The following is a 23,289-nucleotide window of genomic DNA, read 5'->3' as shown; positions in this document are numbered from 1 at the left end:
GGGGCCCCGGGGGGGCCCCCCCCCCCCCGCGCACCCCCCCCCCCGCCCCCCCCCCCCCACCCCCCCCCCCACCCCCCCCCCGCCGGGCCCCCCCCCCCGCGGGGGCCCCCCCCCCACTTCTGTGTCTGTGCGCGTTACGCGAGGACGTCCTCGGAGTCCAGCGTGACGCCGACCGCCTGGATGACCGAGGCGACCTTGACGGCCTCCTGGATCGTCTCGCGCTCGACGCCGGCCTTGCGCAGGACCTGCTCGTGCGAGTCCAGGCACTGGCCGCAGCCGTTGATCGCGGAGACCGCGAGGGACCACAGCTCGAAGTCGACCTTCTCGACACCCGGGTTGCCGATGACGTTCATCCGCAGACCGGCGCGCATCGTCCCGTACTCCGGGTCGGAGAGCAGGTGACGCGTGCGGTAGAAGACGTTGTTCATCGCCATGATGGCGGCGGCCGACTTGGCGGCCGTGTACGCCTCGGGAGAGAGGTTCGCCTTCGCCTCGGGCTCCAGCTCGCGCAGCACCTTCGGGGAGCGGGACGCGATGGCGCAGGCCAGCACGGTGCCCCACAGCTGCTGCTGCGGCAGGTCGCTGTTGCCGATGACCGAGCCCAGGTTCAGGCGCAGGTCCTTGGCGTAGTCCGGTATGGCGGACTTCAGTTCGTCGAGTGCCATGTCAGAAGGCTCCGTTCACTCGCCCGAGAGCAGCGCGACCGGGTCGAGGGTCTCGTCGCCCTTGCTCCAGTTGCAGGGGCAGAGCTCGTCGGTCTGCAGGGCGTCGAGGACCCGGAGGACCTCCTTGGGGTTACGGCCCACGGAACCGGCGGTCACCATCGTGAACTGGATCTCGTTGTTCTGGTCGACGATGAAGACGGCGCGCTGCGCGAAGCCGTCCTCGCCCTCGATGCCGAGGTCACGCATGAGCTCGTGCTTCGAGTCGGCCAGCATCGGGAAGGGCAGGTCGGTCAGGTCCGGGTGGTCCTTGCGCCAGGCGTGGTGCACGAACTCGGAGTCGCCGGAGAAGCCGAGGATCTGGGCGTCACGGTCGGCGAACTCGTCGTTCAGCTTGCCGAAGGCCGCGATCTCGGTCGGGCACACGAAGGTGAAGTCCTTGGGCCACGCGAAGACGATCTTCCACTTGCCTTCGTAGGTCTTGTGGTTGATCTGCTCGAACTCCTTGCCCTTCTCCAGCGAGACACAGGCAGTCAGGTCGAACTCGGGGAACTTGTCACCGACAGTGAGCACACGTACTCCTTGCAGCAGAGAAAATCCCTTTTGGGGAGTTTCCTGTGGGGTTGGACTGGTGTCGATGGTGGCACAGGGTGCATTGATTAGGGAAATAGCTAGAGTGGGTCATGTTGATCGGAGGTGGTTATCAGTGCGAGCCATAAATAGGGGCAAGCAGCCCAGCCTGGCGCAGCTGCGCGCCTTCGCCGCCGTGGCCGAGCATCTGCACTTCCGGGACGCGGCCGCCGCGATCGGGATGAGCCAGCCCGCGCTGTCGGGGGCTGTGGCGGCCCTTGAGGAGGCACTGGGTGTCCAGCTCCTGGAGCGGACCACCCGCAAGGTGCTGCTCTCGCCCGCCGGTGAGCGCCTGGCCGTGCGGGTGGGCGCGGTCCTCGGCGAGGTCGAGGCGCTCCTGGAGGAGGCGGACGCGGTCAAGGCGCCGTTCACCGGGGCCCTGAGGCTGGGGGTGATCCCGACCGTGGCGCCGTATCTGCTGCCGACGGTGATCGCGCTGGTCCACGAGCGCTACCCGGACCTGGACCTCCAGGTGCACGAGGAGCAGACCTCCTCGCTCCTGGAGGGGCTCGCGGCGGGACGGCTCGACCTGCTGCTGCTCGCGGTGCCGCTCGGTGTGCCCGGAGTCACCGAACTGCCGCTCTTCGACGAGGACTTCGTGCTCGTCACGCCGCTCGACCACTGGCTCGGCGGCCGCGAGGGCATCCCGCGCGAGGCCCTCAAGGAGCTGAACCTGCTGCTGCTCGACGAGGGGCACTGTCTGCGCGATCAGGCGCTGGACATCTGCCGCGAGGCGGGCCGTGCCGACGCGCCGGTCACCACGACCGCGGCCGGGCTCTCCACGCTGGTGCAGTTGGTGGCGGGTGGGCTCGGGGTGACGCTGCTTCCGCGTACGGCGGTGCGGGTGGAGACCAGCCGCAGCAACCAGCTCCTGACCGGGTACTTCGCCGACCCCGCGCCGACGCGGCGGATCGCCCTCGCCATGCGGACCGGCGCTGCGCGGGCCGCGGAGTACGAGGAGCTGGCCGAGGCCCTCAAGGAGGCGGTACGGCCGTTGCCGGTGCGGGTCGTGTGACCCGCACCGGCGTGCCGTGCCGGTGCGCGTTCCGCGGGCCGGTCGTGGCTGGTCGCGCCCACGCGGCGGAGCCGCACCTGTCACAGCCCCGCGCCCCTTCGGGGCGCGGACCTACTCCGTACGCAGCCCGTCCGGCCGCATCATCCGCCGCAGCGGCGGCAGGCTCAGCAGCGTGACGATCGCGACCATCGCGGCGCCCGCTGCCGTCAGCGGCACGAACGACCACCAGTCGGTGACGCTCTTGTCGATCATGCGGGTCATCACCACGCCGAGGCCGAGACCGCCGCCGATCGCGAGGGCGAGGCCCAGGGCGACGGGGATCGCCGTCTGCCACAGGAGCGACCACCCCATCGACGTACGGCGCGTGCCGAACGCGGTCAGGACCGCCAACAGCCGCTTGCGCTCACGGAGTTGCTCGATCATCGACACCAGCATGGACGCGGCGATCAGGGCCATCGTGGCGCCCGCGCCGATCTGCAGGCCGCGCGCGATGGACGCGTACTGCTTGTCGCGGTCGACCGACTTCAGCGAGTCCACGCCGAGGAACGGACTGATGCGGGCCGCCGCGTTGCGCACGTGCTCCTCGGCGTCCGGCGTCTTCGCGTCGAGCTTGACCCAGGAGGTCGTCGACGCGTCGTCCAGCTTCTCGATGTCGACGGCGCTGGGCGTGGCGTAGATGCCGTTGATCTTCATGCCGGACGGGTTGGTCCTGGCCTGCACGGTGGGGGAGCCCTTCGGCAGCGTCCACAGGACCTCCGGGGCACCCTTGTTGAAGTCGGGGTCGGGCCCGACGTTGACCGGCTTGCCGGGGCGCGCGGTCGTGTCGACCCAGTCGTTCTGCTCCCGGCTGCCCGTGTGGACGACGAAGGTGTCGCCGTCCTTGCAGGAGGCGAGGTTCGCCAGCTCGCGCAGGGTCGCGCAGGTGCCGATGGTCAGCTCCGTGGTCGGCGTCATGTCGTCGACCTTCTTGCCGCCGGGCCGGGTGACGTACGCCTGCACGGTGCCGATGACCTTCGTGACGCCCTCGGTCTTCGTGAAGTCGTCGATCATCCGCTGGGCGAGGGCGCCGTTGCCGGTTCCGCTGCGGATCGTGAGCTGGGCGCGCGTGGTGTCCTGCCCGGTGATCTGGGTGAAGTCGTCGTGCATGGACGCGAACATCATCTGCAGCGCCACCGCGCCGGCCACCGCGACGGTGATCCCGCTGACCGCGCGGGACGCCGTGCCCGTCGTCAACTGCAGCCTGCGGACCGCGAGTTGCCACGGCACGGGGCCGCCGCGCAGCCGTCCCACGACGGCCTCGACGAGCCAGGGAAGGAGCGCGCTGAGCCCGATCAGGGCGAGCGCCGAACCCACCGCGATCGCCGTCACGTTGACGGCCTCGTTGCCCATGTTGCGGTCGATGCGGCCGGAGAGGAGCAGGATGCCGATGCCGAGGACCGGCAGCACGAGACGCCACCACAGGCGCCGCTTGCGCTGCTTGGTGCCCCGGAACACGCCGAGCGGTTCGATGGCGACCGAGCGCAGCGAGATCAGCGTCACCAGGACCGAGCAGACCGGCACGGCCACGGCGACCAGCGCCACCAGGCCGGCGGACGGCACCATGTCGGACGGGTAGGCGCTGACGTTCGTCAGGTCGACCACGCCCACCAACTCCCGCAGGAGCAGGAAGAGTACGGCGCCCGCGGCGAGCCCGAGGATCGCGCCGAACAGCGCCTCTCCTGCCGCGATCCGGCGCACCGCGCGGGCGTCCGCGCCGACCAGGCGCAGGGCCGCGAGCCGCCGGTCGCGCCGGTCGCCGCCGAACCGCACGGCCGTGCCGATGAAGATCGCCACCGGGGTGAGCAGGACGACGCAGATCAGGACGACGAGCGCCATCAGGAACGGGTCGAGGGGCAGCGAGTTGTCCTGCCCGAAGCGCTCGACGCGATAGCCGCCGACCGACTTGGTGATCTTGTCGGAGCCCGCGTAGTAGTAGAGCTCCACCGGCGAGACGAGGCCCGCCTCGCCGATGGTGCCGGTCACGCGGAAGTCGTGGAAGCGCTCCTTGAGCAGCTTGTTCGCCGGGTCGTCCAGCAGATCGCGCAGCGCGGGCGAGACGACGATCTCGCCGGGCGCGGGGATCTTGTCGAGCCCCGGCGGCAGCACCGGGCTGTCCCCGTCCGCGTGCAGGAAGATTCCGGTCGCGCTCTTCCCGTGGAAGGTGGTCCCGGTGTCGCGCATCATCAGCGTCGACTCGGTCGCCTTGAGCGGCTTGTCGTCGAGGGCGGTGTGCGGTGTGCGGGCGACCGACCGGTCGTCACGGTTCTGCAGCATGTTCGGCACCGAGGCGGCGCCGAGCAGCAGGGCGACGCCGAGGCCGACGCCGACGGCGGTCAGGATCGTGCGGATCCAGCCCTCGCGGCCGCCGCCCGCGGCGAACCGTATGCCCATCCCCAGATCGCGTATCCAGGCGGCGGCCCCTGTCGGTGCCACGGCGGTCGGCGCCGCGATCGGGGGCTGCGGGCGCGCCTTGGTGTCGCTCATGCGATCCGCTCCATGTCGCGGGACTTGCCGTCGCGCACGACGATCTCGCGGTCCGAGTAGGCGGCCACCCGGGTCTCGTGCGTGACCAGGACGACGGCGGCGTTGGTGGAGCGGGCGGCGTCGGTGAGCATCTCCATGACGCGCTCGCCGTTCAGCGAGTCCAGGGCGCCGGTCGGCTCGTCGGCGAAGATCACGCGCGGGCTCGGGGCGAGGGAGCGGGCCACGGCGACGCGCTGGCCCTGGCCGCCGGAGATCTCGCCGGGCCGCTTGTCGCGCACGTCGGCCACGTCGAGCCGCTCCATCCAGGTCAGCGCGGTGGCCTCGGCCTGCTTGCGCTTGACGCCGTTCATCCGCAGCGGAAGTGCGACGTTCTCCACGCAGGTCAGCTCCGGCACCAGCTGGCCGAACTGGAAGACGAAGCCGAACTCGCTGCGCCGCAGGGCGCTGAGCTCGGTGTCGGACATGCCGGTCAGCTCACGGCCGCCGTACGTGATGGAGCCCTCGTCGGGGCGGACGATCCCGGCGAGGCAGTGCAGCAGGGTCGACTTGCCGGAGCCCGAGGGGCCCATGACGGCGACGACCTCGCCGGGGTGGATGGAGAACGCCGCGTCGTCGAGGGCGGTGGTCGGGCCGTACGTCTTGCGAAGTCCGTCGGCCGTGAGAAGGGAACCTGCGGGGGTCATGCGGAGCGCACCTCCTGGGCGAGCTTGCCGAGACGCGCGGCGGCCAGCTCCAGCCAGCGCAGATCGGCTTCGAGGTGGAACAGCGCGTGGTCGCAGATGAGCTGGTCGGCGAGGTCGCCCTTGCGCTTGCGGTCGGTGAGTATGCGCATCAGGCGCAGGTGTTCGGCCCGCTGGACGTCGAGGAGTTCGGCGGCGTCGCGGCCGGTGAGCAGGGCGAGGACGACCTTGGTGTACAGGGTCGACTGGAGGTAGGGCTCCGGCTTCTCCGGGGTGGCGAGCCACCGTTGGACATCCGTGATCCCTGCCTCGGTGATCGCGTAACGCTTGCGTTCGGGACCGCCGCCCGCCTCTATGCCGTCGACCTCGACGAGGCCGTTCTTCAGCAGGCGGGACATGGTCGAGTAGACCTGCCCGTAGTGCAGGGGCTTGTCGTGCCCGAACTTCTCGTCGAAGGCGCGCTTGAGGTCGTAGCCGTGCCGGGGGCCCGACTCCAGAAGACCCAGAAGGGTGTGGCCAATGGACATGAGGAGCACTGTACATGGTGTGTATACGTGCGGTGTATACGCCTGGTGTAGAGCTCACAGGTTCGAGAGCCGGGCAACCTTCTGGGCCCTGTAATCGTCGGTTCCTAAGGGGCAGGTGCTCATTGTCACGTCCGGAAAAGACCGGATCGGCAGGAGTTTGTCCCGGGGTGCGGTGTTAGCTTCATGAGCTGACTCGACGTACGCAGTGGACTAGACGGAAGCGGAGCACTCTCAGTCATGGGCCGAGCCGAAGAACGACAAGCGCGGCAGCGCGGTGCCCGCCGGGCAGCGCGCGGGCGCCCGTCCGGGGGCAAGCCCAAGCGCACCGGCATACGCCGCTTCTTCACCTGGAAGAAGATCCTCGGGACGTTCTTCGGGATCATCCTTCTCGGGATGGGTGCGTTCGTCGTCCTCTATCTGGTGATCGACATACCCGAGGGCAACGCGGCCGCCAGGAAGCAGAGCAACGTCTACAAGTACAGCGACGGATCGATCCTGGCGCGGGACGGCAAGGTCAACCGCGAGATCGTCGACCTGGACAAGGTCCCCAAGCCCGTACAGAAGACGTTCGTCGCCGCCGAGAACAAGTCCTTCTACAAGGACGAGGGCGTCGACTTCAAGGGCACGGCCCGCGGTCTGATCAACACGGTGACCGGCAAGGGCAAGCAGGGTGGCTCGACGATCACCCAGCAGTACGTGAAGAACTACTACCTCACGCAGGACCAGACGGTCACCCGCAAGCTGAAGGAACTGGTCATCTCGCTGAAGGTGGACCGCGAGAAGAGCAAGGACGACATCCTCGCGGGCTACATCAACACCAGCTACTACGGCCGCGGCGCCTACGGCATCCAGGCCGCCGCCCAGGCCTACTACGGCGTCGACGCCCAGAAGCTGAACGTCTCCCAGGGCGCCTACCTCGCCGCCCTGCTCCAGGCCCCGAGCCAGTACGACTGGACGTCCGCGACGCCGACCAGCAGGAAGCTGGTCAAGCAGCGCTGGAACTACGTCCTCGACAACATGGTCGAGGAGGGCTGGCTGGACTCCGGCAAGCGGCAGGGCCTCAGCTTCCCGGTGCCGGACGAGCCCAAGCCCGCCCCTGGCCTTGCGGGACAGACCGGCTACCTGGTGAAGGCCGCCGACGAGGCCGTCGAGAACCAGCTCATGAAGCAGGGGCTCACCAAGTCCGAGGCCGAGGCGCAGCTCAAGCTCGGCGGCTACACCATCACGCTCAACATCGACCCCAAGAAGCAGCGCCAGCTGGAGAAGGCGGTCGAGGCGAAGCTCGAGGACAACCTCGACCGCAAGAAGAACAAGGCGGACGCCCGGGTCCAGGCGGGCGCCGCGTCCGTCGACCCGAAGACCGGCGCCGTCCTCGCCATGTACGGCGGCGAGGACTACGTGAAGCACTACACGAACAACGCCACCCGCCGGGACTACCAGTCGGCCTCCACCTTCAAGCCGCTGATCCTCGCCGCGGCCCTGGAGAACGGCGCCAAGACCCAGTCAGGGCAGCCGATCACCGCCAACACGATCTACGACGGCACCAGCGAGCGCCCGGTCAAGGGCAGCGACGTCGCCTTCGCCCCGCCGAACGAGGACGACGTCAGCTACGGCGACGTCACCGTCCAGAAGGCGATGAACAAGTCCATCAACTCCGTCTTCGCGCAGATGGGCGTGGACGTCGGGATGCCCGAGGTGATGGAGATGGCGGGCAAGCTCGGCATGGACGTCAAGGGCCTGCCCGCGGTGCCCGCCCAGACGCTCGGCTCCATGGGCGCGAGCCCGCTGGAGATGGCCGGTGTCTACGCCACGCTCGACAACCACGGCAAGAAGGTCACCCCGGCGATCGTGAAGTCCGTCGAGCACAAGGACAACACGATCGAGATGCCCGACCCGATCGGCGAGCAGGTCGTCAAGCGCGGCACCGCCGACTCGCTCACCTCGGTCCTGACCGGCGTGGTCGACGACGGCACCGGCCACGCGGTGCGCAACTCCTCGCAGGACGTGGCGGGCAAGACCGGTACCTCCGACGACAACAAGTCGGCCTGGTTCACCGGCTACACCCCGAAGCTGGTCACCTCCGTGGGTCTGTTCGGCGAGGGCGCCCCCGGCACCCCGGAGCAGAGCAAGCACGTGTCGATGAAGGGCGCGGGCGGCAAGACCCGCGTCGACGGCGGCAGCTTCCCGGCCGAGATCTGGGCGGCGTTCACCTTCGACGCCATGGGCTCGCCGAGCAGGTTCGACCTCGACACGGACATGGGCGCGGCCATCGCGCCGCCGGCGGAGCCGACCTCGGAGGCGCCGCGGGAGCCGTCGAACACCCCGTCGAAGCCGGAGAAGGACCCGACGTCGAAGCCGCCGACGAGGACTCCTTCGTCGACGCCGTCCACGCCGACGACCCCGACCACGCCGACGACGCCGACCCCGACGATCCAGCCGCCCACCCAGGAGCCGGACCCGTCCGACTCCGTCGGGATCCCGGAGGACCCCGACAACGGCAGGCCGGGCAGGGACTAGTCGACCAGCCCCCCCGGGCCGTACGCGGCTCTCTCGTCGTACGCGCGTGAAGGCGCCCGGAACCAGCAGGTTCCGGGCGCCTTCGGCGTCCGAGGGCGGCGTTCCCGTCAGCCGCCGCCCGACACCTTCCTCGCCACCTTGTCGCCGAGCTCCTTGTCCACGTTGCGCCAGTACTGCAGCGCGCGTTCGAGGACCGGCGGTGATACGCCGTCCAGCAGATGGCCGCTGATGTTCGCCACAAGGCGCTCGCGCTGAGCGTCGTCGAGTACCTGCCTGACCTGCGTGCCCGCCTGGCCGAAGTCGTCGTCCTCGCGGTGCGGTGCGTACGCCTCGCGGACCATCTCGCCCACCACCTGCCAGCCCGCCGGGTCGGGGGACTGCTGCACGGGGGCGGCCGGGCCGCCGTAGGAGTTGGGGGCGTACGGCCGCGCCACGTTCGCCGGCTCGTACCGCATCGGTCCGTCCTTCGCGTACGAACTGATCGGCGAGCGCGCGTGGTTGGGCGGGAGCTGCGCGTAGTTGGGGCCGATCCGGTAGCGGTGCGTGTCCGGGTAGGAGAAGAGCCGGCCGAGCAGCATCTTGTCGGGGGACGGGCCGATGCCCGGCACCATGTTGGAGGGCTCGAAGGCCGCCTGCTCGATGTGGACGAAGAAATCCTCGGGGTTCTTGTCCAGGGTCATCCGGCCGACGTCGATCAGCGGGTAGTCGCCGTGCGGCCACACCTTGGTCAGGTCGAACGGGTTGAAGCGGTAGTCCGCCGCGTCCTCGAACGGCATGATCTGGACCTTCAGCGTCCAGCTCGGGTGGTCGCCGCGCGCGATCGACTCGTGCAGGTCGCGGCGGTGCGCGTCGCCGTCCGATCCGGCCAGCGCGTCGGCCTCGTCCTGGGTGAGGAAGTCGATGCCCTGGTCGGTCTTGAAGTGGTACTTGACCCAGAACTTCTCGCCGCCGCCGTTGATCCACATGTATGTGTGCGAGCTGTAGCCGTTCATGTGGCGGTACGTCTTCGGGATGCCGCGGTCGCCCATCAGCCACGTCACCATGTGCGCGGACTCGGGGGAGAGCGTCCAGAAGTCCCACTGCATGTCGTGGTCGCGCAGCGCGCTGCCGAAGGTGCGCTTCTGCGAGCGGATGAAGTCCTGGAACTTGATCGGGTCGCGCACGAAGAAGATCGGCGTGTTGTTGCCGACCATGTCGTAATTGCCGTGCTCCGTATAGAACTTCAGGGCGAAGCCGCGGGGGTCGCGCCAGGTGTCGGGGGAGCCCTGCTCGCCCGCGACGGTCGAGAACCGGGCCAGCATCTCGGTGCGCCTGCCCGGCTGGAAGAGGTCGGCCTTGGTGAACTGGCTGACGTCGTTGATGACTTCGAAGAAGCCGTACGCTCCCGAGCCCTTGGCGTGCACCACGCGCTCGGGGACCCGTTCGCGGTTGAACTGGGCCATCTTCTCGATGAGGTAATGGTCCTGGAGCAGGATGGGGCCGGTCGAGCCGACGGTGAGTGAATGCTCGTCGCTCTCGACCGGGATCCCGGCGTTGTTGGTCGTGTGCGTCATGTGCTTCCTCCCAATGGGCGGGGCTCGGGCACACAGGCCAGTGAACTCCGCCGACTGGGTGTCGGCAACATTTGGACGGGGTCTAATTCCGGTTCAGTTCGAACCAGACCACCTTTCCGGTGCTCAGGCGGGTGGCGCCCCAGCGCCGCGCCATCTTGTTGACCAGGTACAGACCCCGGCCGCCCTCGTCCGTGGCGCGCGCCTGGCGCAGGCGCGGCAGCTGCGGCACGTCGTCGCCGACCTCGCAGCGCAGCACGTCGGTACGGAGCAGACGCAGCGTGATCGGCCGCGACGCGTACCGCACGGCGTTCGTGACGACCTCGCTGACAAGGAGCTCCACCGAGTCCGTGAGGTCCTCAAGGCCCCAGCGGGCGAGCGCGCTGCGGGCGAGTCGGCGGGCCCGGGACGGCGTCGCGTTCTCCGGTTCGAGGAACCAGTACGCGACGTCGCTCGGCGCGATGCCGTCGAAGCGGGCGGCGAGCAGCGCGATGTCGTCGTCCCGGTCGCCGGGACCGAGCATGTCGAGCACCTCGTCGCAGAGCGCCTCGAGGGGCGGCGGGTGGTCGGGGCCCGTCAACTGGGCGGTGGCGGCGAGCCGTTCGCGCAGCTGCTCTATGCCGGTCCACACGTCGCGCAGGCGGGACTCGACGAGCCCGTCCGTGTACAGGAGCAGGGTCGCGCCCGCGGGGGCGTCCAGCTCCACCGCCTCGAAGTCGACGCCGCCCACGCCGATGGGGGCGCCCGGCGGCACCCGCAGGACCTCGGCGCGGCCGCCCAGGTGCAGCAGGACGGGCGGCGGATGCCCGGCGTTGGCGATGGTGATGCGGTGCGAGACCGGGTCGTAGACCGCGTAGAGGCAGGTGGCCATGCGGTCGGAGCCGAGCCGCTGGGCCTGCTCGTCCAGGTGGTGCAGGACCTCCTGGGGCGGCAGGTCGAGCCCGGCCAGGGTCTGCGCGGTCGTCCGCAGCTGGCCCATGATCGCGGCCGAGGTCATGGAGTGCCCCATGACGTCGCCCACGACCAGGGCGACGCGGCTGCCGGGCAGCGGGATCGCGTCGTACCAGTCGCCGCCGACCCGGGCCGTCTCGGCGGCCGGCAGATAGCGCGAGGCGAGCCGCACGCCGGTCGGGCGCGGCAGCGTCTCGGGCAGCATGGTGCGCTGCAGCTCGTCGGCGATGTACGCCTCGCGGCCGTACAGGACGGCTTTGTCGATGCCGAGCGCGCTGTGCGTGGCCAGCTGGGCGGCGACGAGCAGGTCGTCCGCCTCGAACGCGGGGCGGTCGGGGCGGCGCAGGAACACGGCCGCGCCGATCACCCGGCGGCGCCCCCGCAGCGGCGCGAGGATGGCGCGCTGCCCGGACGGCAGCGTGCGTCCCTCGCCGAGCAGCTCGGGCAGCGCGGCCCGTGCCGCGGGGGCGTCCGCGAAGACCGGGCGCACGCCGCGCAGGACCTCGGCGAGCGCACCGCCGGGCCGCACCTCGCACAGCTCCGCGCTGCCCATCACGTCGGTGATGTCGGGCTGTACGACCTGGAGGGCGGGCAGTGTGCCGCCCTCGGTGTCCGGCTCCTCGGAGCCCTCCTCGATGGAGCGCAGCCGGTCGGTGCGGCGCAGGCGCAGCACCAGCGGGCCCGTGGGCCGCTCGTCGCCGACGGGCAGCGGGTCGCGCAGATAGACGAGGATCGCGTCCGAGAACGTCGGGACCGTGGCCCTGCACAGGCCCATCACGATCTCGTCGAGGTCGATGCCGCGCGCGATGCGCCGGGTCGCGGCGCCCACGAAGCGCAGCCGGTCGCCGTCGCGCCGCATCGCCACGGGGCCCGTCCCCGGCGGCCTCGGCTGCCCCGAGCGCCGCTCCTCGCCGTCCGGCGGCCCCGCGGGCCTGGCCGGGGCGTGCCCCGGCTGCGCGGGCACACCCCCCTCCGGCGCGGGGCGCGGCCGGTGCGGGTCGGGCTCGGCGGCGGAGGGCTGGGAGTGCTCACCGGACGGCGGCACGGCTGCGCTGCCGCCGCCCTCCGAGGTCTCGGGAGAACGCAGCAGCGCCCCGCGGGGATCCGCGGGGGCGGTCGGCCTGGCAGCTGGTGCCTTGCGACCCTCGTGGGGGGTGAGGTGCTCCGTCACGCGTTTCGAATCCGTCCGTCCGGGGCTGCGCGCCGTGCGCGCCGTCCAGCGTTGCACGTTGCTCAGCCGCGTCGGCAGTGCAGAAAGATCTGGTGCTCGGGTGGTGCGTCGGTGCTCGCGGGGGCGTACGAGTACGTGTCCTCGCCGGTGATCTCGAAGCCCGCGTCACGCACGACCTGCCGCAGTTCGTCCCGCAGGTAACCGGATACCCGGATTGCGTGCCCCAGGAACGGAATCGCGGCGTCGTCCAGATCGGCCTCGACCATGGACAGCTCCATCAGGCCGCCAGGACGCAGCAGGCCGTGCAGCCGCCGCAACGCTTCGGGGATCTCCTTGCGCGGCAGCATCAGCAGGGCGAAGAAGCACGCGACACCGTCGAACCGGCCGACAGAGCCCGGACCTTCGGCCCGCAGGTCCGCGATGTCGAGCTGCCGGAACTCGGCTGCCGGTACGTTCTTTCCCGCCAGTGCCAGCATGCCCGCCGAGATGTCCGTGCCGAGGACCGAGTGGCCCGATTCGGCCAGCTGGAGCGCGGTCGGCAGGCCGGTGCCGCAGCCCACGTCGAGGACCCGGGCGCCGGGGCGCAGCCCTTCCGCGAGGCGGCGGCCCGCGGCCAGCTGGCCCTCCTTGTGCGGGAAGGCGTCGTCGTAGTGCTGCCCGATGGCGTCAAAGGCCTCTGCCTGGCCCTTGCGGTCCTCGCTCACGTTCTGCCGCCCCTCGATGACTTCCTGTCAGGCACCGCGCAGACCCACGGAGTTGCTGCTGTGCGCCCTTGCGGAGGACGATCCTACGTTTGAACCAAGGGGGCGCATCAAGGGTCTCATGAGGACACATGCGCGGGCGTACGGTCCCAGTCATCCGGAAGTGACGGTACGACCCAGGACGGATCGGGACGCCAGTGCTGCCAGCCGTCCGAAAACGGTGCCCCCCAGGCGTCGATCACGTCAAGTGCCGCCTTCCCCGCGGCCCGTACGTCAGAGGCCTTGTCGGCGTCCATCAGACCCACCCGCAGGGCCTCGGCGAACTCGTCCTCGTCGTGCCAGCGCCAGCTGCGGTCCGGGCGCACGGAGATGTCCAGAAAGTGATCCTCGGAGTCGACGCCGCCGGACCAACGGGCGCGCGGTTCCTCCAAGTTCACGTACCAGCTCCTGAACTGCCAGCCCGGCTCCCAGAACAGCCAGACCGACCACGGCTCGCCGGGCCGTGCGAGCTTGAGGACGCCGGTGCCGAACCAGTGGCCCCTGCGGACCGTGCGCGGCTTGGTGTAGCGGGTCGCGAGCGGCTCCTGGTGCGGGGACGTGCCGTCGGCGAGCACCGGCTTCACGCACTCGGTGCCGGGCGCCATCCACACGGCGAGGAGGTCGTCGCTGTCCCGCACGACGGTGACGGGGCGACAGATGTGGAAGCGGCGCCCGGCGTTCTCCCGGTATCGCCACAGGATGTGGTCCCCGGGCGCCCAGCGCGCCGCTCCGCCATCGGTCGTCGTCGTCCCGTCGAGGTCTGTCATGGACAGATATTAGACGGCCCCGCCATAAGGGGCCGGTCCGTTACGGATGGCGGTCCCTCACGGCCGGCCGGTCCGTCACGGATGCGTCATCCGCAGGACGTCCAGCGCCTCGTCCAGCTGCTCGACGGTGAGGTCGCCCCGCTCGACGTACCCGCTCTCGATGACGACCTCACGGATCGTCCTGCGCTCGGCGAGCGACTTCTTCGCCACCTTCGCCGCCTCCTCGTACCCGATGTACTTGTTCAGCGGGGTCACGACGGACGGCGAGGACTCGGCGTACTCACGGGCCCGCTCGCGGTTGGCGGTGATCCCGTCGACGGTCCGGTCGGCGAGCAGCCGCGAGACGTTGGCGAGCAGCCGGATCGACTCCAGTACGTTCTTGGCGATGACCGGCAGCATCACGTTGAGCTCGAAGTTGCCGGCCGCGCCCGCCGCGGCGACCGTGGCGTCGTTGCCGGTGACCTGCGCGGCGACCATCAGGGCCGCCTCGGGGATGACCGGGTTCACCTTGCCGGGCATGATCGACGAACCGGGCTGCAGGTCGGGCAGGTTGATCTCGGCGAGGCCCGTGCGGGGGCCCGACGCCATCCACCGCAGGTCGTTCGCGATCTTCGTCAGGCCGACGCCGATGGTCCGCAGCTGTCCGCTGGTCTCGACGATGCCGTCCCGCGCGCCCTGCGCCTCGAAGTGGTCGCGCGCCTCGGTCAGCGGCAGGCCCGTGGCCCGCGCGACCTCGGCGATGACGGCGGCGGAGAAGCCGGGCGGGGTGTTGATGCCGGTGCCCACGGCGGTGCCGCCGAGGGGGAGTTCGGCGAGGCGGGGGAGCGAGGCGCTCAGCCGCTCGATGCCGTACCGCACCTGGGCCGCGTATCCCCCGAACTCCTGGCCCAGCGTCACGGGCGTGGCGTCCATGAGGTGCGTGCGCCCGGACTTCACGACGTCCGCGAACTCCTCGGCCTTGCGCTCCAGGGAGGCGGCGAGGTGGTCGAGGGCCGGGATCAGGTCTCCCGTCACCGCGCCCGTCGCCGCGATGTGGATCGAGGACGGGAAGACGTCGTTCGAGGACTGCGAGGCGTTCACGTGGTCGTTGGGGTGGACGTCGCGGCCGAGCCGTTCGGTGGCGAGCGTGGCGAGGACCTCGTTGGTGTTCATGTTGGACGAGGTGCCCGAGCCGGTCTGGAAGACGTCGACGGGGAAGTGCTCGTCCCAGCGGCCCTCGGCGACCTCGGCGGCCGCGTCCGCGATGGCGTCGGCGACGTCCTTGTCGAGCACCCCGAGCCCCGCGTTGACCTTGGCGGCGGCCGCCTTGATCTGCGCGAGCGCGGCGATGTGGGCGCGCTCCAGGGTCTGCCCCGAGACGGGGAAGTTCTCCACCGCGCGCTGGGTCTGCGCGCGCCACTTGGCGTGCGCGGGGACCCGCACCTCTCCCATGGAGTCGTGCTCGATCCGGTACTCGCCGGTGCGGCCGTCGCTGGCGTCGCTGGTCATGCCCTGAACCTACCTCTCCGTTCAACCCCGTTAAAAAGTTGAGCACTTGTCTTGTTCCAGGTATTCCCAAGCCTGCTACCCACCAGTAAAAACCCTGGGTAACACCGAACCGGGGAGGCGCAATGGAGCGCATCAGGCGCAGTGGACGGGGCCGGCTGCGATGTTCGTTCGCGGCGGCCGTCGCGATGACGGCCGTGCTCGGCACGGCCGCGGCCGTACCCGCCCAGGCGGCGGACCGGGGGACGAGGGTGGCGCCGAAGGCGACACCGCTGCCGCCCGAGCTCGAGAAGATCAGGGCGGACGAGGCCACCAAGCTCTACGGCAGCCCGGCCGAGCGCCCCATGGCCGACCGCAAGACCGGACTGATCTCGCTGGGCGACAGCGAGATCTCCGGTGAGGGCGTCGGAACGTACGAACCCGGCACGGACGGCCCGGACAACTGGTGCCACCGCTCGCCGGACGCCGCGATCCACCGCACGGGCATCCCGGCCGACGTGACGTACAACGTCGCCTGCTCGGGAGCGCAGACCGGCAACATCAGGATCGGCGGTCAGAAGCAGTACGCCGATGAGCTGGTGCAGAGCGACAACCTCGCGATCAAGGCCCGAAACACCAAGATCAAGACGATTCTGCTCGTCATCGGGGCCAATGACGACCTCGACTTCTCCGGGGTGATGACGGACTGCGTGACCCGCTTCCTGCTCAGTCAGGGCGCCTGCGCGGGCAAGTACAACGACGGCTGGCAAGCGCGGGTCGACGGCCTCGTGCCCAAGGTCGAGCAGTCCATCCGTGACCTGAAGACCGTCATGAAGGACGCGGGCTACCAGGAGGGCGACTACAAGCTCGTCGCCATGGGGTACCCGAGCCCGATCGGCCCGGACTTCCGCGACAACCCCTCCTTCCCCGGCAAGCTGGCCTGCGGCGGGCTCGGCTACGACTCCGACACCGAGTGGGGCCGCAACTACGCGGTGCCGACCTTCGCGACCGGCATGCGCAAGGCCGCCAGGAACGCGGGCGCGACCTACCTCGACAACTCCCGCCTCTTCCACGGCCACGAGGTCTGCATGGAGGACACCTGGGCGAGGGGTCTGTACGTCGACCTGTCCAACCCCTTCCCGCCGGACTCCAATTCGGTGCGCCAGTCCTTCCACCCGAACGCCCGCGGCCACGCCGCCTTCGCGTCCTGCCTGACCCAGATCTACAACTCGGGTCAGCGTGAGGCCAGTTGCGCCGACCCCGCGAGCACGGGCAGCGCGAAGCTGTACCCGGGCGCCTGGGACGACGCGTACAAGCCCCTGAAGAACGAGGGGACCCGAACCTGCGTGGACGTCGACGCGTCCAAGAGTCGCAACGGCACCAAGGTGCAGGGCTGGGACTGCACCGGCAACCGCAACCAGACCTGGTGGTACGACGGCGCCGCCGACGGCCGGCAGTCGCTGCACACCGGCCTCACCCAGGACCGCTGCCTCGACGTGCCCGACGGCTCGTACAAGGAAGGCACCGCCGTCACTCTCTGGAACTGCCACGGCGGCGCCAACCAGAAGTTCGTACGCCAATCGGGGACCCTGCGCCCGGCCGCCGACACCGGCCTCTGCCTGGGGCTCGCCTCGCCGAAGGAGCCGCTGAAGCTCCAGAAGTGCAACGGCTCGGCGAGCCAGCGGTTCGCGTAGGCCTTACGTTCGGAGCATGATCTCAGCACTCTCCGTGGTCGCGGCGGCACTCGTCGCCGCGACCACGGCCACCACCCCCGCAGGCGCCACCCAGGACGAGATACGCGCGTACTGGACCCCAGAGGCCATGGCGGAGGCTGTGGCCGCCTCCGAAGACCCTCATCCCGACGGCGTCTCGTGGACGTACGGCACCGAGTCCGTGCGCAACGTGGGCCGGCTCTTCATGGAGATACCCGACGGCAAGAAGGCCACCTGCACCGCGGCCGTCGTCGAGGCCGCCAACCGCAGCGTGATCACCACCGCCGCGCACTGCGTGCACCTGAAGGCGGTCGGCGGCTGGATGAAGAAGCTGCTCTTCGTCCCCGCCTACGACAAGGGCGCGAGCCCGTACGGCAGTTACGTCGCGAAGTCCGTCGCCATCGCCCCGGCCTGGTCCGCACGCGAGGACCACAAGGCCGACTTCGCCTTCGTCACCCTCGGCCCCGACGAGCAGGGCCGCTCCGTGCAGAACGTCACCGGCGGCCGCCCCGCGTCCTTCGCGCCGGTCCCGGGCGAGAAGACCGCGCTGGGCTACCCCTTCGTGAAGCCGTACGACGGAGAGACCCTGCAGTACTGCTCGGGCCCGACAACTCCCGTGAACGACCAGCGCCTTGTCGGGGGCGAGCAGCTCAAGCCGTGCCGCATGACGAACGGCGCGAGCGGCGGCCCCTGGTACGCCCGCACCGCCGAGGGCAAGGATGTCCAGGTCGGCGTCACCAGCGCCCGCCCCAAGGAGCCGGGCCTGGAGAACGTGGCTTGGGGGGCGATGTTCGACGAGACGGCCCGCGAACTGCATCGCCATGCCGAGCAGTTGAAGTAGGGACCCGCACCCCCCGGTAACGCTAGGTCGCGAAAACGAACAACGTGAACGCGAAGAACAGCCCGATCAGCACCGGCCAGTACAGCAGCGTCGGCAGCAGGTTGTCCTTCCACTCAAGGGCGCGGATCTTGGTCTCGGAGCCGATGAGGATCGCGTTGGCGAAGATCCCCATGATCACGATGTACTGGGCGATGGCGAAGTACTCCAGATACGTCAGCGACGTGTCGCCCGCGATCTCGCGGATCTGCGTCTGGTCCACGACCACGACGAGGAGCAACGTCACCGCGAAGGAGATCGCCGTCCATGTGGAGAAGCCGAAGCGCGGGTTGCGGGTGTCGTCCTTCGTGTAGACGAACAGCGCGAGGAACATGATCGCCGCGATGAAGAAGGACTGCAGAAGGCGGCCCGTCAGCGGCCCCGCCCACTTCCGCTCCATGCCGATGTTGAAGTAGAGCTCGGGCGCCGCCACGAACGGTTTGTTCCAGTCGGTCACGCCCTGCGTCATCGTGTAGTTGTGCTGGCCGTAGCTCCAGGCCGTGTAGTACGGCGCCCAGCCGCTGGTCACGATGTCCTGGTCGAGGCCGATCTCGCCGTACTTCCAGGGCGGGTAGGACGCGAAGTCGGGTACCAGGACGTCGTTGGTGAAGGTGGCGTTGGTCCACAGCCGCAGCCAGATGTTCTGCTTGTCCAGCGGGTACTTCTGGTAGTTGAAGTGCTGGCGCAGGGTGAGGTTGAAGTGCCAGCCCTTCAGGCGCTGCCCCGCGGTGTTCACCGTGTCGTACGCCTCGTCGAGGCTGTAGCCGTCGGGCGCCTCGGGGAAGACGACGCCCATGTCCTTCTCGGGCATGCCCTTCGGGTAGCGCTGCCAGACGTAGCCGCTGACCTCGACCTCCTGCGGGTCGGTGAACTTGGCGCCCTGGATGAAGAGGCCGGTGGGGATCTCCCGGATCTTCACGCCCGGCAGGAGCTTCTTCAGGTACGTCCGGCTGTCCTTGTCGTCCATGAGAGGCGTGCCCACGATCGTGTCCGTGACCCGGTCGTGCGAGACGATCTGCCAGACCGTGCCGATGCCGAGCGCGAAGAGCACCGCGGCGATCCCCGAGACCAGCGCGCACCGCTTGCCGGAGAGCTGGAAGGGCTTGATCAGCGCGATGGACAGGAAGAGCAGCAGCATGACCGCGCTCGCCAGGAGCGAGGCCCAGCCGGAGCGCTGGGTGTGCCCGACGGGCGCGCCCTCCGCGCCGAAGTAGCGGATCGCGAAGACGACCGTCGCCACGGCGGAGAGCGCGAGCAGGACGAGGTTGGCGCGGGTCAGCAGGCGGGGCCAGAGCCGTTTCTTGACGCCCTGGGCCTCCGGCACCTCCTCCACGGCTTCGTCCTGGGGCTCCGGGGCCTCCACGGCGTCGTCCCGGGGCTCCTGCTCAGCCATTGCGGGGCTTGGCGGGCTGCTTCGACGGCTCCGGCATCTTGAACTCCGGGAGCTTGAACTCCGGGAGCGGGAACGGCAGGAAGGCCTGGGCGAAGTTGAGCCCGAGCCCGAAGAAGATGTCGAAGGCGAGCAGGGCCAGGTGCACCATCGCCCAGGCGGACTGGAAGAAGATGGCGGGCACGTCCCCGCGCACGCCCGCCTCCTTGAAGGCGCGGTTGTCCGCCTTGAGGAGCTCGACCGTGGACTTGATGTCGTGGCCCTTGGCCTTCGCGCGGCTGAGCGATCCGCCCGGGATGATCGCGAGGAGGTTGTCGAGGCTCTTGTTGGCCTCGGCCACGGACGCGTCGAGCTTCTTCTCGTCCTTCTCGCCGCCGAGGACGATGCCCGCGAGGTCCGCGGTGGACCCGGAGGCGCCGCCGAACCTGCCGATGGTCCGCCAGCTCTGGGCGAGCCGCTCGCGGTCGCGGCGCGGGTCGTCCTTGATGGTCAGCGGCGAGGTGGGGGTGGCCGTGGGGGTAGGCGTGGGGGTAGGTGTGGGCGTGGGCGCGGTGCCCGGCCAGGTCCACGGCTGCGGGGTCGCAGGCGCCGACGGCAGCGAGGGCAGCGGCGGAAGCACCGGGGCGGCCGCCTGGGGCTTCGGCGTCGGCTCCTTGGGTGCTGCGGACGCGGCGGGAACGAGGGCGAGCGTGCCGCACAGGGCGGCGCTGAGGGCGGCGGTCAGTGCCTGCTTACGGAACATGGCTCCACCCTCAGATACGCGATCACCCTCCGCAATCGGAGGCTGCGGAGGGTGACCTGTAAGGGGGAGGGGCCATGGAGGCCCGGCTATGACGCCGGACCGGGCCGCGCTATGACCGCCCGAGCACTACGCGAGGCCGGGCCCGCGCACCGGGATGTGCGTGAACGTCGGTTCGGGGGCGGGGTTCTGGAAGAAGTCGTTGCCCTTGTCGTCCACCACGATGAACGCGGGGAAGTCCTCGACCTCGATCTTCCAGACCGCCTCCATGCCGAGTTCCTCGTACTCGACGACCTCGACCTTCTTGATGCAGTCCTGCGCGAGGCGCGCGGCGGGGCCGCCGATCGAGCCGAGGTAGAAGCCGCCGTGCGCGTCGCACGCGTCGGTGACCTGCTTGCTCCGGTTGCCCTTGGCCAGCATGACCTTGGAGCCGCCCGCGGCCTGGAACTGCTCCACGTAGGAGTCCATGCGGCCGGCCGTGGTCGGCCCGAAGGAGCCGGAGGCGTACCCCTCGGGAGTCTTGGCGGGGCCCGCGTAGTAGACCGGGTGGTCCTTCAGGTACTGCGGCATCTCCTCGCCCGCGTCGAGCCGCTCCTTGATCTTGGCGTGCGCGATGTCGCGGGCCACGACCAGCGGGCCGGTCAGCGAGAGGCGGGTCTTCACCGGGTGCTTGGTGAGCTCGGCGAGGATGTCGTCCATCGGCTGGTTGAGGTCGATCTTCACGACGTCCGCGGCCTCGTCGAGGTGCTCGTCCGTGGTCTCCGGCAGGAAGCGCGCCGGGTCCGTCTCCAGCTGCTCCAGGAAGACGCCCTCCGCGGTGATCTTCGCGGTGGCCTGGCGGTCGGCCGAGCAGGACACGGCGATGGCCACGGGCAGCGAGGCGCCGTGGCGGGGCAGGCGCACCACGCGCACGTCGTGGCAGAAGTACTTGCCGCCGAACTGCGCGCCGATCCCGATCTTCTGCGTCAGCTCGAACACCTTCTCCTCGAGCTCCTTGTCCCTGAACCCGTGGCCCGTCGCCGAGCCCTCGGCGGGCAGTTCGTCGAGGTAGTGCGCCGAGGCGTACTTCGCGGTCTTGAGCGCGAACTCGGCGCTCGTGCCGCCGACGACGATCGCCAGGTGGTACGGCGGGCACGCGGCCGTACCCAGCGAACGGATCTTCTCCTCCAGGAACTTCATCATGGAGGCCTCGTTCAGGACGGCCTTCGTCTCCTGGTAGAGGAACGACTTGTTGGCGGAGCCACCGCCCTTGGCCATGAAGAGGAACTTGTAGGCGCCGCCGTCGGTCGCGTACAGCTCGATCTGCGCCGGCAGGTTGGAGCCGGTGTTCTTCTCCTCCCACATGGTCAGCGGGGCCATCTGGGAGTAGCGCAGGTTCAGCTTCGTGTACGCGTCGTAGATGCCGCGGGACAGCGCTTCCTCGTCGCCGCCCTCGGTGAGGACGTTCTGGCCGCGCTTGCCCATGACGATCGCGGTGCCGGTGTCCTGGCACATCGGGAGCACGCCCGCGGCCGCGATGTTCGCGTTCTTCAGCAGGTCGAGGGCGACGAACTTGTCGTTGCCCGACGCCTCGGGGTCGTCGATGATGCGGCGCAGCTGCGCGAGGTGGGCCGGGCGCAGGTAGTGCTGGATGTCGTGGATCGCCTCGGCGGCGAGCTTGCGCAGCGCCTCCGGGTCGACCTTGAGGAACGTCCGTCCGTCGGCCTCGAAGGTGGAGACACCTTCGGCGGTCACCAGCCGGTACGGGGTGGTGTCCTCTCCCAGCGGGAGCAGATCGGAGTACGCAAACTCTGGCATTACGGCCATTCCTCACTCGGCAGACAGCGGCGCGGCCTCCATTGGCGACGCGCCAACCAGCGTAGAGCGCGCGGAGCGGGCCGGGTTTGTGAGGTAAGGCTCAGTAACCGGCAGTCGGTTATCCACAGGGGTAGTCGCGATCTATCGCGTTTGGGTACGCTGCTGATGTGGACCTCGAAAAGCGCCCCTCGCAGCCCGCTCCCGCCGTCGACGAGCCGGGGTCGCTCCGCGCCTCCGATGCCGACAGAGACCGCACGGCGGACATCCTCCGCGAGGCCCTGGCCGAAGGCCGCCTCACCGCGGAGGAGCACGGCGAGCGGATCGACGGGGTCTATCGCGCCAAGACCGTGGCCGAGTTGGAGCCGCTGGTGCGGGACCTGCCCTCGGCGCACGGCCAGGCGCACGCCGGAGCGGGCGCCCCCGACCCCGCCCCCGCAAGGCCCTCCCCGGGCCTCGTCCCGCCGGTCGCGGACGAGAACCTGGTAGCGGTGCTCAGCAGCTCCGTACGCAAGGGCCGCTGGCGGGTGGGCCGCCGCACCCATGCGTACGCCATCTTCGGCAGCGTCGAGATCGACCTGAGCGAGGCGATCTTCGAGCAGCGCCAGGTGGTCATCAAGGCGGTCGCGATCTTCGGCTCGGTCGACATCCGCGTCCCGGAGAACGTCTCGCTGCGCGGCAGCGGCACGGGCATCGTCGGCAACTTCGAGGTCGACACACTCGACTCCCCGGACCAGGACGCCCCCGTCGTCTACGTGGACGGCATGGCGGTCCTGGGCAGCATCGAGGCACGGCCCAAGCGCGGAAAGCTCATCAAGGACCTGCATCAGCAGCTGCGCAAGCACCTCGGTCGCTGACGGCGCACGCCCGGCGCGGGGAAGGTGAACTTCCGTACATCGGAACTCAGTGCATAGGCGCGCACACAGCGGGTAGAGGTTGCTGCATCGTCTCTCGCACGCGAAGCCGTCGTCAGGAGTAGACCGTGCTGCAACCGCCGCATCAGTCCCTGCAGGTCGCCGCCGTTCCGGCTCAGCAGGTGCCAGTGCGAGATCGCAACGATGACGCCCCATGGCACACGGAGGCCGTGTGCCGTCGCGACGAGGCCGGACTTTTCTTCGCCCCGTCCAAGGAGCCGACCGCGGCCAGGCTCTCCCGCGAGGAGGCGGCCAAGCGCGTCTGCGCCCGCTGTCCGGTGATGGTCGAATGCCGCGAGCACGCCCTGCTGCAGCCCGAGCCGTACGGCGTGTGGGGCGGTCTCACCGCCGCCGAGCGCCGCGTGGTCCTGGCCCGCCGCCGCAGGCGTGACCTGGAGTTGAAGAAGGCGGCGCACACCGTCGCCGCCGCCGGCTGACCGCCGGGGGTACGCGAAAGGGGGGCGCTCCCCGCACGGGGCGCCCCCCTCGCGTATGCACGTACTTCACGTACGTCACGTACGCATGTACGAACCGTCGTGTTCCGCCCGCTCCTTCGCTCCGCCGCTACTTCGCGCGGTCGAAGTCGATGGCGCTGTAGGCGCGGAGCTTCGAGAGCCGGTGGTCGGAGTCGATCTTGCGGATGGTGCCGGACTTGGAGCGCATGAC

Annotated in this window: 19 protein-coding genes; 6 read left to right on the top strand and 13 right to left on the bottom strand. The window is 69.9% G+C overall.

Annotated features, from left to right (window positions below):
- Positions 1-134: 134 nt before the first annotated feature.
- Together AB0B50_RS44295 and AB0B50_RS44290 are read right to left on the bottom strand one after the other, a co-directional pair.
- Positions 135-665 carry an alkyl hydroperoxide reductase gene (locus AB0B50_RS44295; RefSeq protein WP_362343697.1) on the bottom strand — a complete coding sequence of 177 codons (531 nt, stop codon included), beginning with the start codon at positions 663-665 and terminating at the stop codon, positions 135-137.
- Between the two features lie 15 nt (positions 666-680).
- Complete coding sequence (locus AB0B50_RS44290; protein WP_055697876.1) at positions 681-1,235, bottom strand: peroxiredoxin; 555 nt, start codon at positions 1,233-1,235, stop codon at positions 681-683.
- A gap of 133 nt (positions 1,236-1,368) precedes the next feature.
- Here AB0B50_RS44290 and AB0B50_RS44285 point away from each other — a divergent pair, with 133 nt between their 5' ends.
- Complete coding sequence (locus AB0B50_RS44285; protein ID WP_362343694.1) at positions 1,369-2,307, top strand: LysR substrate-binding domain-containing protein; 939 nt, start codon at positions 1,369-1,371, stop codon at positions 2,305-2,307.
- Between the two features lie 111 nt (positions 2,308-2,418).
- On the opposite strand, the gene AB0B50_RS44280 is transcribed toward AB0B50_RS44285, so the two are convergent.
- The 3 genes from AB0B50_RS44280 to AB0B50_RS44270 are packed head-to-tail and all read right to left on the bottom strand — an operon-like array spanning position 2,419 to position 6,037.
- Entirely contained in the window at positions 2,419-4,830 is a 2,412-nt protein-coding gene (locus AB0B50_RS44280) for an FtsX-like permease family protein (RefSeq protein ID WP_362343691.1), read from the bottom strand.
- A complete protein-coding gene (locus AB0B50_RS44275; RefSeq protein ID WP_362343689.1) occupies positions 4,827-5,513 on the bottom strand; it encodes an ABC transporter ATP-binding protein in 687 nt (228 codons plus the stop codon). Before AB0B50_RS44275 ends, AB0B50_RS44280 begins: the two co-directional genes overlap by 4 nt.
- Positions 5,510-6,037, bottom strand: a complete 528-nt coding sequence (locus tag AB0B50_RS44270) for a PadR family transcriptional regulator (RefSeq protein WP_362343686.1) — start codon at positions 6,035-6,037, stop codon at positions 5,510-5,512. The genes AB0B50_RS44275 and AB0B50_RS44270 overlap by 4 nt, the downstream gene beginning before the upstream one ends.
- Before the next feature lie 237 nt (positions 6,038-6,274).
- On the opposite strand from AB0B50_RS44270, the gene AB0B50_RS44265 reads away from it, so the two are divergent.
- The gene (locus AB0B50_RS44265; RefSeq protein ID WP_362343683.1) at positions 6,275-8,554 is read left to right on the top strand and encodes a transglycosylase domain-containing protein; all 2,280 of its coding nucleotides are present in this window, start codon (positions 6,275-6,277) and stop codon (positions 8,552-8,554) included.
- Between the two features lie 107 nt (positions 8,555-8,661).
- Here AB0B50_RS44265 and AB0B50_RS44260 read toward each other — a convergent pair whose 3' ends face one another.
- From AB0B50_RS44260 to AB0B50_RS44240, 5 genes are all read right to left on the bottom strand, one after another.
- Positions 8,662-10,107 carry a catalase gene (locus AB0B50_RS44260; RefSeq protein WP_362343680.1) on the bottom strand — a complete coding sequence of 482 codons (1,446 nt, stop codon included), beginning with the start codon at positions 10,105-10,107 and terminating at the stop codon, positions 8,662-8,664.
- A gap of 82 nt (positions 10,108-10,189) precedes the next feature.
- Entirely contained in the window at positions 10,190-12,145 is a 1,956-nt protein-coding gene (locus AB0B50_RS44255; RefSeq protein WP_362343700.1) for a SpoIIE family protein phosphatase, read from the bottom strand.
- Positions 12,146-12,288: 143 nt separating this feature from the next.
- Complete coding sequence (locus AB0B50_RS44250; RefSeq protein ID WP_362343677.1) at positions 12,289-12,930, bottom strand: class I SAM-dependent methyltransferase; 642 nt, start codon at positions 12,928-12,930, stop codon at positions 12,289-12,291.
- A gap of 116 nt (positions 12,931-13,046) precedes the next feature.
- Entirely contained in the window at positions 13,047-13,733 is a 687-nt protein-coding gene (locus AB0B50_RS44245; protein ID WP_362343675.1) for a DUF402 domain-containing protein, read from the bottom strand.
- Positions 13,734-13,808: 75 nt separating this feature from the next.
- Positions 13,809-15,221, bottom strand: coding sequence for a class II fumarate hydratase (locus AB0B50_RS44240; RefSeq protein ID WP_362343672.1), 1,413 nt, complete (start codon positions 15,219-15,221; stop codon positions 13,809-13,811).
- A gap of 122 nt (positions 15,222-15,343) precedes the next feature.
- Between AB0B50_RS44240 and AB0B50_RS44235 the strand changes: the two genes are divergently transcribed.
- Together AB0B50_RS44235 and AB0B50_RS44230 are read left to right on the top strand one after the other, a co-directional pair.
- Positions 15,344-16,891, top strand: coding sequence for a ricin-type beta-trefoil lectin domain protein (locus AB0B50_RS44235; protein ID WP_362343670.1), 1,548 nt, complete (start codon positions 15,344-15,346; stop codon positions 16,889-16,891).
- Between the two features lie 16 nt (positions 16,892-16,907).
- A complete protein-coding gene (locus AB0B50_RS44230) occupies positions 16,908-17,750 on the top strand; it encodes a trypsin-like serine protease (RefSeq protein WP_362343667.1) in 843 nt (280 codons plus the stop codon).
- Between the two features lie 22 nt (positions 17,751-17,772).
- Here AB0B50_RS44230 and AB0B50_RS44225 read toward each other — a convergent pair whose 3' ends face one another.
- The 3 genes from AB0B50_RS44225 to AB0B50_RS44215 form a co-directional block, all read right to left on the bottom strand.
- Positions 17,773-19,179, bottom strand: coding sequence for a hypothetical protein (locus AB0B50_RS44225; protein ID WP_362343665.1), 1,407 nt, complete (start codon positions 19,177-19,179; stop codon positions 17,773-17,775).
- Positions 19,172-19,918 (bottom strand): hypothetical protein, encoded by a 747-nt coding sequence (locus tag AB0B50_RS44220; protein WP_362343662.1) that lies wholly within the window; start codon positions 19,916-19,918, stop codon positions 19,172-19,174. The genes AB0B50_RS44225 and AB0B50_RS44220 overlap by 8 nt, the downstream gene beginning before the upstream one ends.
- A 126-nt stretch (positions 19,919-20,044) precedes the next feature.
- Positions 20,045-21,721, bottom strand: coding sequence for a fumarate hydratase (locus tag AB0B50_RS44215; RefSeq protein ID WP_362343659.1), 1,677 nt, complete (start codon positions 21,719-21,721; stop codon positions 20,045-20,047).
- 158 nt (positions 21,722-21,879) lie between these two features.
- Between AB0B50_RS44215 and AB0B50_RS44210 the strand changes: the two genes are divergently transcribed.
- Both AB0B50_RS44210 and AB0B50_RS44205 read left to right on the top strand, forming a co-directional pair.
- Positions 21,880-22,566: a DUF1707 domain-containing protein gene (locus AB0B50_RS44210; protein ID WP_362343656.1), complete on the top strand. Its 687-nt coding sequence runs from the start codon at positions 21,880-21,882 to the stop codon at positions 22,564-22,566.
- Between the two features lie 125 nt (positions 22,567-22,691).
- Positions 22,692-23,060, top strand: a complete 369-nt coding sequence (locus AB0B50_RS44205; RefSeq protein WP_362343653.1) for a WhiB family transcriptional regulator — start codon at positions 22,692-22,694, stop codon at positions 23,058-23,060.
- Positions 23,061-23,289 lie beyond the last annotated feature (229 nt).

The sequence above is a fragment of the Streptomyces sp. NPDC041068 genome (assembly GCF_040647455.1).
GTDB lineage: Bacteria > Actinomycetota > Actinomycetes > Streptomycetales > Streptomycetaceae > Streptomyces.
This window is presented reverse-complemented; position numbering and strand designations above follow the sequence as displayed.

What these genes read in the sequence shown, in the direction of transcription:
- AB0B50_RS44295 (WP_362343697.1), bottom strand. Translation starts at nt 665, where the DNA reads ATGGCACTCGACGAACTGAAGTCCGCCATACCGGACTACGCCAAGGAC.
- AB0B50_RS44280 (WP_362343691.1), bottom strand. Translation starts at nt 4,830, where the DNA reads ATGAGCGACACCAAGGCGCGCCCGCAGCCCCCGATCGCGGCGCCGACC.
- AB0B50_RS44275 (WP_362343689.1), bottom strand. Translation starts at nt 5,513, where the DNA reads ATGACCCCCGCAGGTTCCCTTCTCACGGCCGACGGACTTCGCAAGACG.
- AB0B50_RS44270 (WP_362343686.1), bottom strand. Translation starts at nt 6,037, where the DNA reads ATGTCCATTGGCCACACCCTTCTGGGTCTTCTGGAGTCGGGCCCCCGG.
- AB0B50_RS44265 (WP_362343683.1), top strand. Translation starts at nt 6,275, where the DNA reads ATGGGCCGAGCCGAAGAACGACAAGCGCGGCAGCGCGGTGCCCGCCGG.
- AB0B50_RS44260 (WP_362343680.1), bottom strand. Translation starts at nt 10,107, where the DNA reads ATGACGCACACGACCAACAACGCCGGGATCCCGGTCGAGAGCGACGAG.
- AB0B50_RS44245 (WP_362343675.1), bottom strand. Translation starts at nt 13,733, where the DNA reads ATGACAGACCTCGACGGGACGACGACGACCGATGGCGGAGCGGCGCGC.
- AB0B50_RS44240 (WP_362343672.1), bottom strand. Translation starts at nt 15,221, where the DNA reads ATGACCAGCGACGCCAGCGACGGCCGCACCGGCGAGTACCGGATCGAG.
- AB0B50_RS44235 (WP_362343670.1), top strand. Translation starts at nt 15,344, where the DNA reads ATGGAGCGCATCAGGCGCAGTGGACGGGGCCGGCTGCGATGTTCGTTC.
- AB0B50_RS44230 (WP_362343667.1), top strand. Translation starts at nt 16,908, where the DNA reads ATGATCTCAGCACTCTCCGTGGTCGCGGCGGCACTCGTCGCCGCGACC.
- AB0B50_RS44225 (WP_362343665.1), bottom strand. Translation starts at nt 19,179, where the DNA reads ATGGCTGAGCAGGAGCCCCGGGACGACGCCGTGGAGGCCCCGGAGCCC.
- AB0B50_RS44220 (WP_362343662.1), bottom strand. Translation starts at nt 19,918, where the DNA reads ATGTTCCGTAAGCAGGCACTGACCGCCGCCCTCAGCGCCGCCCTGTGC.
- AB0B50_RS44215 (WP_362343659.1), bottom strand. Translation starts at nt 21,721, where the DNA reads ATGGCCGTAATGCCAGAGTTTGCGTACTCCGATCTGCTCCCGCTGGGA.